The following is a 16,154-nucleotide window of genomic DNA, read 5'->3' as shown; positions in this document are numbered from 1 at the left end:
CAAGGAAAGGGCCTCGATGCAGGTAGGCGCTTTCCTAAAGCGTTCAGGAGGTCGCCGCGTATTCAGAAGAACGCGTCGACCCGGAAATAGATCGGGTGCTCGCGCCGCTCGATGGCGCTGGGCCGCTCCAGCGAGCGGGCGAAGCCGACGCTGGCGGCGAAATAGCGGCCCCGGGCATCCAGTTCGATGGCGTTGCCGCTCATGCGCCCGCTGGCGCCGTCGTTGTAGCGGTCGTGGCGGATCACGCCGACGTCGTAGGCGAAGGCCACGCCGTATTCCTGCAGCCAGGGCCGCAGCGGCGCCCATTCCACCGCGCGCCGCCAGCGCAACTGGTTGCGCCAGTAGCCGCCGCTGTCGCCGGTCAGGGTCTGGTCCTTGAAGCCGCGCACCGAGCTGTTGCCGCCGAGGCTGATGCGCTGCGGGCTGAACAGCACGTCCTCGCTCCTCTGCCCGGTGGCCAGGCTGTCGAAGCTGAAGCGCTCGCCCCATAGCTGGAACGGCTGCAGGTAGCTGAGGGTCAGGCTGTACTTGTCGTAGCGCGCATTCGGATCGCCCGCCTGCGGGTGGCCGCGACCCTGCGCGCCAAGGGCGCCGATGCCCTGCTGCCAGCCGAGGTCGAGGTTGACGAAACCGCTGCCGATCCGCCGGCCATGGTTGAAGCCGAGCTGGGTCTCGGTGATCCGCGTGCTCTGGTCTTCCAGGCGGGTGTCTTCGACATAGTTGTTGGTGCGCTGGTGGCTGAGCCCCAGGCTCATGGCGGTCTTGCTCACACCGTCGCGGTGCAGCACGCGTTCGGCGCGGAACTGGTGGCTGCGGCTGTCGCCATCGAGCTTGAAGGGGAAGCCGCTGGCCTCGTTGCGCGTGCGGTAGTCGCTCTGGCTGTAGCCGTAGGTGAAAGTCCACCAGCCCCAGGGCAGGCTGTAGAACAGGCTCTGGCTGTCGGAATGGCGCCAGCGGTCGGTCACCGCGTCGCGGTTGGCGCGCAGGTTGAGCTGGTCGGCCAGGCCCAGCGGGCTGTCCCAGTCCAGGCCCAGGCCCATCTGCTGCTCGCCGGTGCTGACGTCGCCGTCGTTGTTGCGCGTGGCGGAGACCCGCCAGGGCTTGTCGCGCTCGCCCTTGAGACGCACCCGACTGCCGCCGACCTCGCTGCCGGGCACCAGCTCCAGTTGCGCCTGGCGCGACGGCAGGCGGCTCAACTGGTCGACCAGTTGCTCCAGTTCGCGCAGGTCGAGCAGCTCGCCGGTCCTGCCCGGAAAGCTCATCGCCAGTTCGCGCGGGCTGGCCAGCGCGGAGCTGTCCAGGCCCTCCAGGCGGCCTTCGACGACGATGATACGCAGGGTCCCGGAGGCCAGGTCCTGCTGTGGCAGGTAGGCGCGGGTGGTAACGTAGCCGCGATCCAGGTAATGGTCGGTGACGGCCTTGAGCAGCGCATTGAGCTGGCCGACGCCCAGGCAGCGCCCCTGGTAGGGCGCCAGCAACTGGCGACGCGCGCTTTCGTCGAGGTGCCCGGCGCCTTCCAGCTCGATGCGGCGGATCTCGAAGCAGCGCTCGTCGTCGCCGGAGGCATCCGCAGCGGCGGGCGCTCCCTTGCCGGGCAGTTGCTGGAGTTCCTCCAGGCGCTTGCGCTGTTCGTCCAGCAGGCGCTGCTGGCGGTCGCGGATCAGGTCGCGGTCGCCGGGGGAGGTGAAGGGGGCGGCGCTGGCCATGAGCGGCAGGCACAGGAAGATAAAGGCCAGGCGATGGAGAGCCACGATTTCATTCCTTGAAATACAGAAAGGCGCGATGTTGGCCCAGCGGCTACAGCGGGTAAGCAGGAATATTCCGAAATCCGTCTTCCATGAGTCGGACAATCCGGAATTAAGGCACAAGGCCATCTGGGCGTGCCGAAAAACCTAACACAGACTTTTGGATTAATCCGTTAGATGGCACGCTTTCTCGACGAACTGCAACAAGACCCATCGTTGGCAGGGTACTCATCGCGGCAAAAAAGAAAGGGCCGGCTCCCATGGGAAAGCCGGCCCCGGATACTGCTCGTCGCAGGCGCTGCATCAGCCGCGCTGGTAGACGATTTCCTTGGTGCCGCCGTCGCAGGTGCCGACTACCTTCTTGTCGGTGACGCTGCCCTTGTCGACGATTTCCAGGGTGTAGGCCGGAACGCCGTTGGCCTTGATCTTCGCATCGATCTCGGCTTTCAGTTCCTCACAGGGCTTGGCGGCGAATGCGCTGCCCGCCACGGCAAACAGGCCGACTGCCAACATCAACTTCTTCATGAACACATTCCCTCGTTGCATGGATGAAGACCCGAACGGGTCAGGCTTGCCAAATGCGGCAAGGTTGAGACGAGCGCGCCGCCCATGGAGGCACGCCGCCCTCATAGCCTGTGCATGATCCGGCGAAGCGGAAAGACACGGCGGCCTTTCCAGGGCGCAGGCGATCGTGGACAGGTTTCCAGGGCGCCATCAGCTATTGGCGATACGGAACCCTACTTTCAGGGTCACCTGGTAATGGCCGACGGCGCCGTTCTCGATGTGCCCGCGGGTATCCACCACCTCGAACCATTCCAGATGCTGGATGCTCTTCGCCGCTTCGGCGAGGGCGTTGTTGATGGCGTCCTCGATGCTGGTCTTGGACGAGCCGACCAGTTCGATCTTCTTGTAGGTGTGGTGATTGGACATGAACTCTCTCCCCGGACGATGCCTGGTTCTTCGCGCCCGACGGGCGCCTCTGTTCAATGGACACTAGCCGAGCCGGAAAAGTGCAGCAAATCGCCAGCGCTCAGCCTGCCAACTGCTCCCGCAACCATTGCGCCAGGCGCCCGGCACGCGGATCGTGCAGGCGCGCCGGTACCCACAGAGCCAGGCGCGCATCGGTCTCGATGAAGCCCCAGGGCGCCGCCAGGCGGCCCGCGGCGAGATCGTCGCGGACCAGCGCCTCCGGGGCGATGGCCACGCCGAGGCCCGCCACCGCCGCTTCCAGCAGGTAGTAGAGATGCTCGAACCCCTGGCCATAGTGCAGCGCCTCCGCCGCCAGCCCCTGGCTCGCGGCCCAGGCCGGCCAGGCCTGGGGTCGCGAGGCGGTATGCAGCAGCGGCTCCTGCAACAGCCGCGCGGCGGGCGCCTGGGCCAGGCCGGTTTCCTGCGCCAGGCGCGGGCTGACCACCGGGCCCATGCGCTCGGGCGCCAGTTCGAAGACCTGCATGTCCGCCGGCCAGGGCGGCTCGGCGAACCAGAGCATGGCGTCCAGGCCGGGACGACGCGGATCGAACTCGCCCTCGCTGGTGGACAGTTGCAGGCGCAGGTCGGGGAGGGCACGGTTGAGCCGGTCCAGCCGCGGGATGAACCAGCGCGCCAGCAGGCTGCCGGGTATGCCGAGGACGAACGGGGCCTCGGCGGTCTGCCGGCGCAGCTCGGCACAGACGCCACGCAGTCGCTCGAACGCATCGCCGCAGGCGTCACGCAGGCGAACGCCGGAATCGGTGAGTTTTACGCCGCGCCCATCCTTGCCGAACAGGGCCACCCCTAGATCGTCCTCGAGCAACCGCACCTGCCGGCTCACGGCGCCATGGGTAACGTGCAGTTCCTCGGCCGCCAGGCTGATGCTGTGCAACCGGGCAGCGGCTTCGAAAGCGCGCAGGGCATTCAGGGAGGGCAGGTCGCGGCTCATGGCTATTCGTGAGTTTTTCTGACAGGTTTGCGCAATCTTATCGGTTTCTTTTACCCGGCGGGGGGATTAGATTCTGCCCATACGTCATTTCCTGGAGCCCTCCATGACTTCCTATCGCAACGGCCCCGACGCCAAGGGCCTGTTCGGCCGCTTCGGCGGCCAGTACGTCGCCGAGACCCTGATGCCGCTGATCCTCGACCTCGCCCGCGAGTACGAGAAGGCCAAGGACGACCCGGCGTTCCAGGAGGAACTGGCCTACTTCCAGCGCGACTACGTCGGCCGGCCGAGCCCGCTGTACTTCGCCGAGCGCCTGACCGAGCACTGCGGCGGGGCGAAGATCTACCTCAAGCGCGAGGAGCTGAACCATACCGGCGCGCACAAGATCAACAACTGCATCGGCCAGATCCTCCTGGCCCGGCGCATGGGCAAGAAACGCATCATCGCCGAGACCGGCGCCGGCATGCACGGCGTGGCCACCGCCACCGTCGCCGCGCGCTTCGGCCTGCAGTGCGTGATCTACATGGGCACCACCGACATCGACCGGCAGCAGGCCAACGTCTTCCGCATGAAGCTGCTGGGCGCCGAGGTGATCCCGGTGACCGCCGGCACCGGTACCCTGAAGGACGCCATGAACGAGGCGCTGCGCGATTGGGTGACCAACGTCGACAGTACCTTCTACCTGATCGGCACGGTCGCCGGCCCGCATCCGTACCCGGCGATGGTCCGTGACTTCCAGGCGGTGATCGGCAAGGAAACCCGCGAGCAACTGGCCGAGAAGGAAGGGCGCCTGCCCGATTCGCTGGTCGCCTGCATCGGCGGCGGCTCCAACGCCATGGGCCTGTTCCACCCGTTCCTCGACGACGCCGGGGTGCAGATCGTCGGCGTGGAAGCCGCCGGCCACGGCATCGACACCGGCAAGCACGCGGCCAGCCTGAACGGCGGGGTTCCCGGCGTGCTGCACGGCAACCGCACCTTCCTGCTGCAGGACGCGGATGGCCAGATCATCGACGCACACTCCATCTCCGCCGGCCTCGACTATCCCGGCATCGGCCCGGAACACGCCTGGCTGCACGACACCGGCCGCGTCGAGTACACCTCGATCACCGACGACGAAGCCCTGGAGGCCTTCCACACCTGCTGCCGCCTCGAAGGCATCATCCCGGCACTGGAAAGCTCCCATGCCCTGGCCGAGGTCTTCAAGCGTGCGCCCAGCCTGCCCAAGGAGCACATCATGGTGGTGAACCTGTCCGGTCGCGGCGACAAGGACATGCAGACCGTCATGCACCACATGCAACAGGAGTCGAAAGCATGAGCCGCCTGCAGACCCGCTTCGCCCAGCTCAAGCAGGAAAACCGCGCCGCCCTGGTGACCTTCGTCACCGCCGGCGACCCGGACTACGCGTCTTCCCTGGAAATCCTCAAAGGCCTGCCGGCGGCCGGAGCCGACGTGATCGAACTGGGCATGCCGTTCACCGATCCGATGGCGGACGGCCCGGCCATCCAGTTGGCCAACATCCGCGCCTTGGACGGCGGCCAGACCCTGGCCAGGACGTTGCAGATGGTCCGCGAATTCCGCAGCGGCGACAGCGAGACGCCCCTGGTGCTGATGGGCTACTTCAACCCGATCCACCACTACGGCGTCGAACGCTTCATCGCCGAGGCGAAGGAGGTGGGAGTGGACGGCCTGATCGTGGTCGACCTGCCGCCGGAGCACAACGAAGACCTCTGCCACCCGGCCCAGGCCGCCGGCCTCGACTTCATCCGCCTGACCACCCCGACCACCGGCGACCAGCGCCTGCCGACGGTGCTAGAAGGCAGTTCCGGGTTCGTCTACTACGTGTCGGTGGCCGGCGTCACCGGCGCCAACGCGGCGACCCTGGAACACGTCGAGGAAGCGGTGGCGCGCCTGCGCCGGCATACCGACCTGCCGATCGGTATCGGCTTCGGCATCCGCAGCGCCGAACACGCCGCCGCGGTCGCGCGGTTGGCCGACGGCGTGGTGGTCGGCTCGGCGCTGATCGACCGGATCGCCAAGGCCCGCGACAATGCCCAGGCGGTCAAGGATGTCCTCGCCCTGTGCGGCGAGCTGGCCGAAGGCGTGCGCAACGCACGCTGACAGACCCTGACAGCGGCATTCGCCAGGCGCAGGCAACCCGCTGCGCCTGGCCTTGCGTTGCACGCTGCCAGAACCGTGAGGAAAAATTCACGGTCACTTTCAGAAACGTCTTATTGTCCGCCGACTCTGCCGAAGCCTTGAATAGCGCCTCACCCAAATAGCCAACGCATTCAAAGAAGGTTCGCATGAGTAAGGTGCTGATCGTCGATGATCATCCCGCTATCCGCCTGGCCGTGCGCTTGCTGTTCGAGCGCGACGGTTTCACCATCGTCGGCGAGGCCGACAACGGTGCCGAAGCCCTGCAGGTAGCCCGCAAGAAGTCTCCCGACCTGGCCATCCTGGACATCGGCATCCCCAAGATCGACGGTCTCGAAGTGATAGCCCGCCTGAAGTCCCTGAAGCTGGACACCAAGGTCCTGGTCCTGACCCGGCAGAATCCGGCGCAGTTCGCCCCGCGATGCCTGCAGGCCGGCGCCATGGGCTTCGTCAGCAAAAGGGAAAACCTCTCCGAGCTGCTGCTCGCCGCCAAGGCCGTGCTGGCCGGCTACATCCACTTCCCCACCGGGGCGTTGCGCAGCATCAACCAGCAGAGCCGCGACAACGAGGCCCGCATGCTGGAAAGCCTTTCCGACCGCGAGATGACCGTGCTGCAGTACCTGGCCAACGGCAATACCAACAAGGCCATCGCCCAGCAGCTGTTCCTCAGCGAGAAAACCGTGAGCACCTACAAGTCACGCATCATGCTGAAACTCAACGCCCATTCCCTGGCCGGCCTGATCGATTTCGCCCGCCGCCACGAGCTGATCTGAGGATCCCATGCGAACGTTCGACCTGACCGCCGCCCTGGGCGACCGCGCCAACCAACCGGAGATCAGCCGCCTGCTCGTCGCGCAGCTGATGACCAGCAACAACGAAGACACCCGCAAGCTGCGGCGCGCCCAGGAGCGCGAGCAGACCCAGGAACTCAACGAGCTGGCGCACCGCCTGGCGGGCATGGCCTCGCTGATCCACGCCCACGCCGTGGAACGCGCCTGCCACCAACTGGAGATCGCCTGCGGCGAAAGCTCCGTGCGCAAGCTCGCCGATGCCGTCGACGACCTGGTGACGGCACTGGGCGAGCTGCAATGCGAACTGCACGACTGGATGACGATGACCGCGCCTCAAGGCACGGCGAAGTCATAGCGTTGCGGGCCTTCGTCCAGGATCGACAGGTCCAGCGGGCGAATGGCTCCCATCCAGATGGCTCGGTCGCGATGGTCGAGCAGATCGTTGCCGGTGACCGGGTGGATGAACACCACCAGGTCCTGCCGATGGATAGCCAGCCAGGGCACCAGCTCGCCGAACACCTCGGGAGCGAACGCCAGCTGGCAGCTCCAGTCCGGATGCGGCCCTACCGGCCGCTCATGGACCCGCCCCATCTTCAGCGGAAAGCGCCGCGCCGCCTCTTCGCAAAGGGCGCGGGCTCGCTCGATGCTCTGCGCATCGAAATAGACGTGAGCATGGAAGCCCTGGATGCGGGGGGTGGAATACTCGTTCATCGTCACCTCTTCAAGCGCCGCCGGCCTGCAACTCGGCCTGTAGCCAGTCGACGAAACCGTCGACCAGCCGCTGGCGCCGCTTGCGCTCCGGCAATACCGCATAGTACCCGTATCGCGACAGGCAGCTCTCGCCAATGGGCCGGCAAAGCAGCCCCTGTTCGAGCAGGCCGTCGACCAGGTGGCGCCAGCCGATGGCCACGCCCTGGCCGGCGATGGCCGCCTGGATCAGCAAGGTGTAGTTGTCGAAGCTGAGCACCGCCGGAATCGGCTGCCGATCGATGGCCAACGCTTCGAACAACGCCGGCCAGTCGAACCAGCGGGCGTGCTGCGCCGGCTTCAGATGCAGCATCGGCAGGCGCGCCAGGTGCGCCTTGGCCAGCGGCAACTGCAATCCCTCGACCAGCCGCGGGCTACAGACCGGGAACACCTCCTCGCGAAACAGCCGGTGCGCTTCGCCGTGCTTGGAACGACCGTCGCCGAACAGGATCGCCACGTCGATATCGCCGCGCTGGCCGGCCAGGCCGCGCTCGCTGGTCACCAGGCTCACGTCCAGGTGCGGATGGGCCTGATGGAAGCGCGGAAGGCGCGGCATCAGCCAGTAGGCAGCGAAGGCGTAGTCGGTGGCCACCTGGAGCACCTCGTGGCGCTGGCGCGCGCCCAGCGCGGCGATGCCGGCATCGATCGTCTCGAGGCCGGCGGCCACGTGGCGGAGCAGGAGCTGGCCGGCGTCGGTGAGCACGATGCCTCGATGGACGCGCTGGAACAGAGGGGTCGCCAGCTCCTTCTCCAGGCGTTTGATCTGCTGGCTGACCGCAGGCTGGGTGGTCCCCAGCTCCTCGGCGGCAGCGGTGAAGCTGAGCTGGCGGGCGGCGGACTCGAATACCCGGAGCAGGTCGAGGGACAGCGGCATGAGGTGTTCTCCCATAAGCCAGGCTTATCCAACGCATCCAGCCCCATGCGGTTTACCAGGGATTTCGATGCACTGATGATCGACGCAGCACTATCGCATAACCCAATCGCATGGGATAAGCCGCCCGATGAAGACCTCGCCGAACATCCTGTTCATCATGGCCGACCAGATGGCCGCGCCGCTGCTGCCGCTTCACGATCCGCGCTCGGTGCTGCGCATGCCTCACCTCTCGCGCCTCGCCGAACGGGCCGTGGTGTTCGACTCGGCGTACTGCAACAGCCCGCTCTGCGCGCCGTCGCGCTTCACCCTGGTCAGCGGTCGCTTGCCTACCCGCATCGGCGCCTGGGACAACGCCGCTGACTTCGCCGCCGATACCCCCACCTACGCCCACTACCTGCGCAACCTCGGCTATCGCACGGCGCTGTCGGGCAAGATGCACTTCTGCGGTCCCGACCAGTTGCACGGCTACGAGGAACGCCTGACCAGCGACATCTATCCGGCGGACTATGGCTGGGCGGTGAACTGGGACGAGCCGGAGGTGCGCCCGAGCTGGTACCACAACATGTCCTCGGTTTTGCAGGCCGGTCCCTGCGTGCGCACCAACCAGCTGGACTTCGACGAGGAGGTGGTGTTCAAGGCCCGCCAGTACCTCTACGACCATGTTCGCCAGCACGCCGGCCAGCCATTCTGCCTGACCGTGTCGATGACCCATCCGCACGACCCCTACAGCATCCCGGCGAGCTACTGGAATCTCTACCGCGACGAGGACATCCCGCTGCCGCGCCAGCGCTTCGCCCAGGAGGAGCAGGACCCTCATTCGCAACGCCTGCTGAAGGTCATCGACCTGTGGGACAAGCCGTTGCCCGAGGAGCGCATCCGCGCCGCCCGGCGTGCCTACTTCGGCGCCTGCAGCTACGTCGACGCGCAGATCGGTGCGCTGCTGGCGACCCTGGAGGAATGCGGGCTGGCCGACGACACCATCGTGGTGTTCTCCGGCGACCATGGCGACATGCTCGGCGAGCGCGGCCTCTGGTACAAGATGCACTGGTTCGAGATGGCCGCGCGCGTGCCGCTGCTGGTCCATGCGCCGGCGCGCTTCGCGCCGCGCCGCATCGGCGCTTCGGTATCCACCGTGGACCTGCTGCCGACCCTGGTGGAGCTGGCCGGCGGCCAGGTCGATCCACGCCTGCCGCTGGAAGGCCGCTCGCTGCTGCCGCACCTGCGCGACGGCAGCGGGCATGACGAGGTGATCGGCGAATACACCGCCGAGGGCACCCTCAGCCCGCTGATGATGATCCGCCGCGGCGACTACAAGTTCATCTACTCCGAGCAGGACCCCTGCCTGCTCTACGACCTGCGCAACGACCCGCAGGAGCGCGAGAACCTCGCCGCCAGTCCGGCCCATCGCGGAACGTTCGAGGCGTTCCTCGACGAGGCCCGGCGACGCTGGGACATCCCCGCGATCACCCGCGCCGTACTCGACAGCCAGCGCCGCCGACGCCTGGTGGCCGCCGCGCTGGCGCGAGGGCGGCTGGCCAGTTGGGACCACCAGCCGTGGGTCGACGCCAGCCAGCAGTACATGCGCAACCATATCGACCTGGACGATCTCGAGCGCCGCGCGCGCTTCCCGCAACCCTGAGCACGAGGGCACTTCCATGAACCGGCTTCCCACCTGCCTGCTGGCCGCCACCCTGTTCCTGGGCAGCGCCTCGCTATACGCCGAAGACCCCGCCTGTGCCCGCGTCAGGCTGGCCGATCCAGGCTGGAGCGATATCGCGGTGACCAACGCCACCGCCGCGTTTCTCCTGGAAAGCCTCGGCTACCAGGTGAAGATCGATACCCTGTCGGTGCCGATCATCTATGGCGGCCTGCGCGACGGCCAGGTGGACGCCTTCCTCGGCGGCTGGATGCCCGCGCACCAGGACTATCACGACAAGTTCGTCGCCAGCGGCCAGGTCGAACGCCTCGCTCGCAACCTCGATGGCACCCGCTTCACCCTGGCGGTGCCGCGCTACGTCTGGGACGCCGGCGTACACCGCTTCGAAGACCTCGCCGCGCAAGGGCAACGCTTCAACCGCAAGCTGTACGGGATCGGCTCCGGCGCGCCGGCCAACCAGTCGATCCAGAAGATGATCGACGCCAACCAGTTCGGCCTCGGCGACTGGAAGCTGGTGGAGTCCAGCGAGCAGGCGATGCTCGCCGAACTCGGCCGGGCCGAGAAGCGCCAGCGCTGGCTGGTGTTCCTCGGCTGGACGCCGCACCCGATGAACATCCGCCATGACCTGCGCTACCTGGAAGGCGGTGAGCAGTACTTCGGCGACCGCGGCCAGGTCTACACCCTGGCACGCAAGGGCTACGCCGCGCAGTGCCCGAACCCGGCGCGGCTGCTGGCCAACCTGCGCTTCGACCTGGATATGGAGAACCGCCTGATGAGTGACGCGCTGGAAGGCACGGCGACTCCGGCCTCGGCGACCCGCGCCTGGCTCAAGGCCAACCCGCGGGTGCTCGAGGCCTGGCTGCAAGGGGTGACCAGCCGCGACGGCGGCGACGCCCTGGCCGCGGTTCGCGGCCAGCCATAGCGCCATGTGGACGCGCCTGCTGCCGTTCCTCGCCTGGCTACCGGGGCTACGCCGGGGCACGCTCAGGCGCGAGGCCTGGGTCGGCCTGAATGGCGCGATCCTGGCACTGCCGCAATCGATGGCCTATGCGCTGATCGCCGGCCTGCCAGCGGAGTACGGCCTGTACGCGGCGATGCTGCCAGTGGCGATCGCCTGCCTGTGGGGCTCGTCGCGCTACCTGGTGAGCGGTCCCACCGCGGCGATCTCGGTGCTGCTGTTCAGTTCGGTGGCCCCCCTGGCGCCGCTGGGCAGCCCGCAATACGTCCAGGCCGTGCTGCTGCTGACCTTTCTCGCCGGCGCCTTCCAGTGGCTGCTCGGCGTCCTGCGCGTCGGGTCGCTGGTCAATTTCGTCTCGCATTCGGTGATGCTCGGCTTCACCCTTGGCGCGGCGCTGCTGATCGTCCTCGGCCAACTGCCCTATCTTCTCGGCCTGGCCGCGAGCGGGGAGGGCGCAGCGCCGGGAAACGGCTGGCGGCTGCTGGCGCGGTTCGCCGAGTTCGATGGCCCATCGCTGCTGGTGGGCGGCTTCAGCTTCGCGCTCAGCCTGCTGGTCAGGCGCCTGCGACCGCGCTGGCCGGCCCTGCTGCTTGGCTTGCTGGGCGGTGCCACGCTGGTCTGGGCGCTACCCGGGACCTTCGCCTCGGTAGCCCATGTGCAGGCCTTATCGAGTGCACTGCCGGGTTGGAATCCGCTGGTCTTCGATTCCCGATCGATCCTCGACCTGTTACCTGCGGCGGTGGCCTGCGGCATGCTCGGGCTGGTCACCAGCCTGTCGATCGCCCGCGCCCTGGCCGCGCGCCAGGGAGACGCGTTCGATGCCAACCAGGAGGTCCGCGCCCAGGGTCTGTCGAACCTGCTCGGGCCTTGGCTGTCGGCGAGCCTGTCGGCGGGTTCCTTCACCCGCTCCGGGCTCAATCTGGAAGCTGGTGCGCGCTCCCCGCTGGCGGGTGCGTTTTCGGCGCTCTGGGTGGCCCTGCTGGCCGTGCTCGGTGCGCGCCTGATCGAACATGTACCGTTGCCGGCGATGGCCGCAGGCATCCTGCTGATCGCCTGGGGCCTGATCGACCGCCCGGCGCTCCGTGCGCTCTACCGCAGCGGCCGCGCCGAATGCCTGGTGGCCGGCCTAACCGCCCTGGCCACGCTGCTGTTGCCGCTGCAGAACGCCATCTACGCGGGAGTGCTGGCGTCGCTGTTCTTCTACCTGCGGCGCACCTCGACACCACGCGTACTGCGCCAGCGCAACGACGAGGAAGAAGTGCTACGCATCGAAGGCTCGATCTTCTTCGGCGCCTGCGACTACCTGCAACGCCTCATGCGCCAATGTGACAGGCCACGGCTGGTGCTGGACGCCCGCCAGGTGAACTTCATCGACTTCGCCGGCGCAGTGCTGTTGCAGCAGGAAGCCCGCCGCCTGCACGCCGAGGGACGCCGCCTGGTATTGCGCCACGCTCGCCCGCAGGTCCGCGAAGCGCTGGGCCGGCAGGCCGACGAAGGCTGCCGCCTGCACTACGAAGGCTGACGCTCAGGGCGCCGCCGGCGATGTCGGTGCGCTGTCGCCGGGCAGCAGTTGCGGCGATTCCCGCTGCAGCTTGTCGCGCATCATCTCCAACTGTCCAAGGGCGGCGCGAGCCTCGTCGATTTCCTCGGCGCTGCGCTCGCCACCCTGTTCGGCCGCCTCGATCCGCGCGCGGATTTCCGGGATCTGCTGTACGCCGCTGGTGTAGGCCTGTACCAGTTCGCGGGTCTGTCGTTCCTCGAAGGCCTGGTACTGCTTCGGATCGGCCAGCTCCTGCGCCGTCGCGCCCTGGCGTGGTTGCAGGCCGCCGAGCGGCGGGCTGCGCGGGTCGCCCTCGTCGCGCAGCATCTGCATGAACTGGATCGCCTGCTCGCGATCCAGTTCCGCCGCCGGCGGCTTCGCCTCGTACGCCGGTGCCACCGCTTGCGATCGTACCGGCGCCAGCGGCGGCGGACGGTCGTCGACCGCGGGCAGCGCCGCAAGCGTCCTGGCTGGCGGCGGAGAAGACGAGGAAGCGGCCATATCGGCGGGCGCCAGCAACACGCCGGCGCAGGCCAGGGCGATCGCCAGCCCGCTGCAGCCGAGGGCAACGCCGAGCCAGCGCTTCACAGGCCTTCCACCCTGGCGCCGGCCAGCAGGTTGCGCAGGCGCGTCTCGAACTGTGCTGCCAGTTGCTCGCGCGCCACCGCCTGGTTCACCTCGAAGCGCACGCTGCGGTCGTCGAGGGGCAACTGGCGATCCTCGCGGCTACGCACCCGGACGATCTCGAACGCGCCGTCGATGCGCATCGGCTGGGAAACCGTATCGGCCTTCTGGATCAGCGCAGTCTTGCGCAGCAGGTCGAGCCGGCCGTCCTGGGGCCGTATCAGGCCTAGGTCGCCGGGCGGGTCGCGGTCCCTGTCGTCGGCCAGGGAATAGCGGCGTACCGCCTCGTCGAAGGCCAGGCCGTTGCGCAACTCGGCGTAGACCTTGTCCGCGCTCGCCTGGTCGGCCAGGCGGATATGCGCCGCCTGCACCTGCGCGACGTTGCGGTAACGCTCCAGGTTGCGCCGATAGTAGGCCTCGGCGTCCTTGTCGCTGACCTTGCCGGCGAGTTCCCGCAGCGCCTCGGACTCATGGTGGAAATCACTGTAGAGGCCGATCTGGTGCAGATAGCGATGGCGCACCAGCTTGTCCCGCACCAGGGTCCTCACGCCCTGCCGCTCTGCCGGGCCGAAGCCGTCCCGGGCCAGGCGGTACCAGAGGTAGTCGCGGCGGATGCGGGTCTGGACCTGGCGCGCCAGGTAGGCGAGGTTGCCCTGTTGCAATTCCACCTGGCCCTGGACGTTGTCGCCTTCGTACAGCGATAGCAGGTCGAGGACCTGTGCCGGCTGGCCGGGAAACTGCCAGCCGATCAGCTCGACCCCGGCCGCCTCGCGGCGCTGCGTCTCATCCAGCAGCAGGCTGTTTTCCACCAGGCCGCGGCTCCTCGGCGCCAGCACCTCGCGCAAACGCTCCGCGCTCAGGGCCCGGGGCTGGCGCAGGTATGGCCCGAGGTCCTCGCGGTAGCGCCTGCCGTATACCTGTTCGAGCAGGTTGCCGGCCTCGATCTCCACGCTGGCGTCGAGATCGGCGCGGCTCTGCGCGGTGAGCTGGTCTTCCACCGCGCGCGCCAGCAGGCGGTTTTCCACCAGGCCGCGGCGCAACTGCTGCGGGTCGGTGTTGAACTTGACCCGCGACAGGGCCTGCTCGAGCAGGTCGACGCTTTTCCCCGGCAGCACCTCGCCGTCGATCCGCAGATCCTGCGGCGCGTTGGCGGGGACGCCATGGGCGCTCCACGCCAGCAGCCCGAGGGCGACCCCGCACAGTGCGCGACGCCAGCCCCGAGCGCGGTCAGAGAGCAGTCTGTGCATCGAAGCTGTTGGCGCCCTTGGTCAGTACGGTGACGGTCAGGGCGATGGACTCGGGAATCAGCTCCTTCGCCACCCGCAGGCGCGTCTCGTAGCTGGTGTCGTAGAGCGGCTCGGGACGCGCGTAGGCGACCTGGCCGGTCTGGGTGAGCAGGTCGCGGATGCTCTTGCTCGGATCGTAGCGCCCCACCAGGTTGGCCACCGCCGCCGGGTCGTTGAGCTTCTCGCTGGCGTAGTGGTCGTCGACCCAGCCTTCCCAGCTGGAATGGCCGTTGGCCGAGGTGATCCACACATGGTGCGGCTGGGCCACGTCGCCGGTGGCGTGCAGGGCATAGCCGATGGTTTGCAGCGAAGGCGCGGCGCGGAACTGCTCGAACCAGTAGGTGGCGAGGTTGTCGATCGGCTGGAAGGCGGCGGTCTGGAAGTCGCCGTAGTGCTCCTGCCAGTCCGAGCGGGTGCCCTGGCGGTAGTGCGCCTCGGTGGTGTCGAAGTCCTCGCGCTTCAGCTCGCGGTTGTAGAGATAGACCATGGCGTACCAGTCGACGTCGGCGATGCCGCCGTCGACCTTGTGGTAGCGGTAGTCGTAGCCGCCGTGGGGGTTGCCATGGGAGTCGCCGTCGCGGGCCAGGTTGAGGAAGTGCCAGTACGAGGTGTAGTTGACGATGCCCGAAGCCGCGCCCCACAGCGGCGCGTGTTCGTAGCCGACCCACCAGCCACCGAGACGGGTGTCCTTGAAGTCGTCCACGTCGAAGGCCGCCTGGCCGAGGATCTCCCCGGCCTGCGCCTCGCTGCCGGCGGCGCTCACGTAGAACCGGTAGGCCTGACGCATCTCCTCGGTGGCGTAGGAGGAGTTCATGAAGGCCAGGGCGTCCTTGACGATGTTCTTGTGGGTCGGTTGCGACCAGGCGTTGGCCTGGCTGGCGATGGTGCAGATGCAGAGACCGGCGGCCAGGCGGGCGAAGGTTTTCATCGGCAGCGCTCGAGAGTGAGTGAAGCCTGAAGTCTTAACCCGGTTTTGTGATTCCTACATGTCAGATGGAAACCGATTTGAGACGTACGTCTCAAATGCGGCCTGACAACTCAGACAGTTGCCAATTGCCGGCGCAGCGTCTCCAACACCGGCGCCGAGGCAGGACGCACGCCACGCCAGAGGAAGAATGCCTCGGCGGCCTGCTCCACCAGCATGCCCAGGCCATCCAGGGTACGCGCCGCACCGCGTTCGGCGGCCCAGCGGTTGAAGGCGGTCGGTTCCTTGGCATACATCATGTCGTAGCAGACGGTACGGCCGGGCTCGATCACGCTCTGCGCCAGCGGCGGCACGTCGCCGGCAAGACTGGCCGAGGTGCCGTTGACGACCAGGTCGAAAGGCCCTTCGACCTCGGCGAAACCGCAGCCGCGCACCGCGCCGAGATCGGCGAATCGCTCGGCCAGGTCCACGGCCTTCCGCGCCGTGCGGTTGGCGATCAGCAACTCCGCCGGGCACTCGCCGAGGAAGGGTTCGAGCACCCCGCGCACCGCACCGCCGGCGCCGAGCAGGAGAACCCGCTTGCCGCGCAGCTCGACCCCGGCGTTCGCCGTCAGGTCCCGCAGCAAGCCCGCGCCGTCGGTGTTGTCGCCGCGCAGGCGACCGTCGGCCAGGCGGATCAGGGTGTTCACCGCCCCGGCCCGGGTGGCCCGCTCGCTCAATTCGTCCACCAGACGATAGGCCTCTTCCTTGAACGGCACGGTGACATTGGCGCCCTTGCCCTGCTCGAAGAAGCGCCGGGCGAACCCGGGGAAATCGTCCAGCGGCGCCAGCTGCGCGTCATAGACCAGCGCCTCGCCGGTCTGCTCGGCGAACAGGCGGTGGATCAGCGGCGACTTGCTGTGGCCGATGGGGTTGCCGAATACGCAGTAGCGGTCCAT

At 67.7% G+C, this 16,154-nt stretch carries 17 protein-coding genes; 7 read left to right on the top strand and 10 right to left on the bottom strand.

The genetic code is table 11. From position 1 onward, the window contains the following. Positions 1–62: 62 nt before the first annotated feature. From tpsB2 to trpI, 4 genes are all read right to left on the bottom strand, one after another. Positions 63–1,751: a two-partner secretion system transporter TpsB2 gene (gene tpsB2 / locus LT948_RS26745; RefSeq protein WP_014603455.1), complete on the bottom strand. Its 1,689-nt coding sequence runs from the start codon at positions 1,749–1,751 to the stop codon at positions 63–65. A 297-nt stretch (positions 1,752–2,048) separates the two neighbouring features. Continuing rightward, complete coding sequence (locus LT948_RS26740) at positions 2,049–2,276, bottom strand: DUF1161 domain-containing protein (RefSeq protein WP_003097347.1); 228 nt, start codon at positions 2,274–2,276, stop codon at positions 2,049–2,051. Positions 2,277–2,459: 183 nt separating this feature from the next. Then, positions 2,460–2,675 (bottom strand): dodecin, encoded by a 216-nt coding sequence (locus LT948_RS26735; protein WP_003097345.1) that lies wholly within the window; start codon positions 2,673–2,675, stop codon positions 2,460–2,462. Between the two features lie 100 nt (positions 2,676–2,775). Continuing rightward, positions 2,776–3,663, bottom strand: coding sequence for a trpBA operon transcriptional activator TrpI (trpI, locus tag LT948_RS26730; RefSeq protein WP_073656889.1), 888 nt, complete (start codon positions 3,661–3,663; stop codon positions 2,776–2,778). Positions 3,664–3,766: 103 nt separating this feature from the next. Between trpI and trpB the strand changes: the two genes are divergently transcribed. The 4 genes from trpB (at position 3,767) to LT948_RS26710 (ending at position 6,960) form a co-directional block, all read left to right on the top strand. Continuing rightward, positions 3,767–4,975: a tryptophan synthase subunit beta gene (gene trpB, locus LT948_RS26725; protein WP_003097340.1), complete on the top strand. Its 1,209-nt coding sequence runs from the start codon at positions 3,767–3,769 to the stop codon at positions 4,973–4,975. Next, the gene (trpA, locus tag LT948_RS26720; RefSeq protein ID WP_003097337.1) at positions 4,972–5,778 is read left to right on the top strand and encodes a tryptophan synthase subunit alpha; all 807 of its coding nucleotides are present in this window, start codon (positions 4,972–4,974) and stop codon (positions 5,776–5,778) included. The genes trpB and trpA overlap by 4 nt, the downstream gene beginning before the upstream one ends. 185 nt (positions 5,779–5,963) lie before the next feature. Beyond that, entirely contained in the window at positions 5,964–6,587 is a 624-nt protein-coding gene (locus LT948_RS26715; protein WP_003111192.1) for a response regulator transcription factor, read from the top strand. Between the two features lie 7 nt (positions 6,588–6,594). Then, positions 6,595–6,960 carry an Hpt domain-containing protein gene (locus LT948_RS26710; protein WP_003097330.1) on the top strand — a complete coding sequence of 122 codons (366 nt, stop codon included), beginning with the start codon at positions 6,595–6,597 and terminating at the stop codon, positions 6,958–6,960. Here LT948_RS26710 and LT948_RS26705 read toward each other — a convergent pair. Together LT948_RS26705 and LT948_RS26700 are read right to left on the bottom strand one after the other, a co-directional pair. Beyond that, positions 6,939–7,316, bottom strand: a complete 378-nt coding sequence (locus LT948_RS26705; RefSeq protein ID WP_003114635.1) for a DOPA 4,5-dioxygenase family protein — start codon at positions 7,314–7,316, stop codon at positions 6,939–6,941. The genes LT948_RS26710 and LT948_RS26705 overlap by 22 nt on opposite strands. Positions 7,317–7,326: 10 nt before the next feature. After that, positions 7,327–8,241 carry a choline sulfate utilization transcriptional regulator gene (locus tag LT948_RS26700; protein WP_031628098.1) on the bottom strand — a complete coding sequence of 305 codons (915 nt, stop codon included), beginning with the start codon at positions 8,239–8,241 and terminating at the stop codon, positions 7,327–7,329. Positions 8,242–8,353: 112 nt separating this feature from the next. Between LT948_RS26700 and betC the strand changes: the two genes are divergently transcribed. Genes betC through LT948_RS26685 form a run of 3 tightly spaced genes read left to right on the top strand, consistent with a single transcriptional unit; the run spans position 8,354 to position 12,363 of the window. Beyond that, a complete protein-coding gene (gene betC / locus LT948_RS26695; protein WP_003097323.1) occupies positions 8,354–9,865 on the top strand; it encodes a choline-sulfatase in 1,512 nt (503 codons plus the stop codon). Between the two features lie 16 nt (positions 9,866–9,881). Next, entirely contained in the window at positions 9,882–10,805 is a 924-nt protein-coding gene (locus tag LT948_RS26690; RefSeq protein WP_003097322.1) for a choline ABC transporter substrate-binding protein, read from the top strand. Positions 10,806–10,809: 4 nt separating this feature from the next. Further along, on the top strand, positions 10,810–12,363 hold the full coding sequence (locus tag LT948_RS26685) for a SulP family inorganic anion transporter (protein WP_003097320.1): 1,554 nt from the start codon (positions 10,810–10,812) through the stop codon (positions 12,361–12,363). 3 nt (positions 12,364–12,366) lie between these two features. Here the strand turns inward: LT948_RS26685 and LT948_RS26680 are convergent, their stop codons facing one another. The 4 genes from LT948_RS26680 to aroE form a co-directional block, all read right to left on the bottom strand. Next, positions 12,367–12,969: a hypothetical protein gene (locus tag LT948_RS26680; protein ID WP_003097318.1), complete on the bottom strand. Its 603-nt coding sequence runs from the start codon at positions 12,967–12,969 to the stop codon at positions 12,367–12,369. Further along, on the bottom strand, positions 12,966–14,252 hold the full coding sequence (locus LT948_RS26675; protein WP_031636998.1) for a peptidylprolyl isomerase: 1,287 nt from the start codon (positions 14,250–14,252) through the stop codon (positions 12,966–12,968). Before LT948_RS26675 ends, LT948_RS26680 begins: the two co-directional genes overlap by 4 nt. Further along, a complete protein-coding gene (locus LT948_RS26670; protein ID WP_033995672.1) occupies positions 14,233–15,219 on the bottom strand; it encodes a phospholipase in 987 nt (328 codons plus the stop codon). The genes LT948_RS26675 and LT948_RS26670 overlap by 20 nt, the downstream gene beginning before the upstream one ends. Before the next feature lie 110 nt (positions 15,220–15,329). Beyond that, positions 15,330–16,154 carry a shikimate dehydrogenase gene (gene aroE / locus LT948_RS26665; protein WP_003097314.1) on the bottom strand — a complete coding sequence of 275 codons (825 nt, stop codon included), beginning with the start codon at positions 16,152–16,154 and terminating at the stop codon, positions 15,330–15,332.

The organism is Pseudomonas sp. CP-1 (genome assembly GCF_021213715.1).
Taxonomy (GTDB): Bacteria; Pseudomonadota; Gammaproteobacteria; order Pseudomonadales; family Pseudomonadaceae; genus Pseudomonas; species Pseudomonas aeruginosa.
This window is presented reverse-complemented; position numbering and strand designations above follow the sequence as displayed.

Coding starts and splice junctions, on each gene's coding strand:
- LT948_RS26735 (WP_003097345.1), bottom strand. CDS start 2,675: ATGTCCAATCACCACACCTACAAGAAGATCGAACTGGTCGGCTCGTCC.
- trpI (WP_073656889.1), bottom strand. CDS start 3,663: ATGAGCCGCGACCTGCCCTCCCTGAATGCCCTGCGCGCTTTCGAAGCC.
- trpB (WP_003097340.1), top strand. CDS start 3,767: ATGACTTCCTATCGCAACGGCCCCGACGCCAAGGGCCTGTTCGGCCGC.
- trpA (WP_003097337.1), top strand. CDS start 4,972: ATGAGCCGCCTGCAGACCCGCTTCGCCCAGCTCAAGCAGGAAAACCGC.
- LT948_RS26715 (WP_003111192.1), top strand. CDS start 5,964: ATGAGTAAGGTGCTGATCGTCGATGATCATCCCGCTATCCGCCTGGCC.
- LT948_RS26710 (WP_003097330.1), top strand. CDS start 6,595: ATGCGAACGTTCGACCTGACCGCCGCCCTGGGCGACCGCGCCAACCAA.
- LT948_RS26705 (WP_003114635.1), bottom strand. CDS start 7,316: ATGAACGAGTATTCCACCCCCCGCATCCAGGGCTTCCATGCTCACGTC.
- LT948_RS26700 (WP_031628098.1), bottom strand. CDS start 8,241: ATGGGAGAACACCTCATGCCGCTGTCCCTCGACCTGCTCCGGGTATTC.
- betC (WP_003097323.1), top strand. CDS start 8,354: ATGAAGACCTCGCCGAACATCCTGTTCATCATGGCCGACCAGATGGCC.
- LT948_RS26690 (WP_003097322.1), top strand. CDS start 9,882: ATGAACCGGCTTCCCACCTGCCTGCTGGCCGCCACCCTGTTCCTGGGC.
- LT948_RS26685 (WP_003097320.1), top strand. CDS start 10,810: ATGTGGACGCGCCTGCTGCCGTTCCTCGCCTGGCTACCGGGGCTACGC.
- LT948_RS26675 (WP_031636998.1), bottom strand. CDS start 14,252: ATGCACAGACTGCTCTCTGACCGCGCTCGGGGCTGGCGTCGCGCACTG.
- LT948_RS26670 (WP_033995672.1), bottom strand. CDS start 15,219: ATGAAAACCTTCGCCCGCCTGGCCGCCGGTCTCTGCATCTGCACCATC.
- aroE (WP_003097314.1), bottom strand. CDS start 16,154: ATGGACCGCTACTGCGTATTCGGCAACCCCATCGGCCACAGCAAGTCG.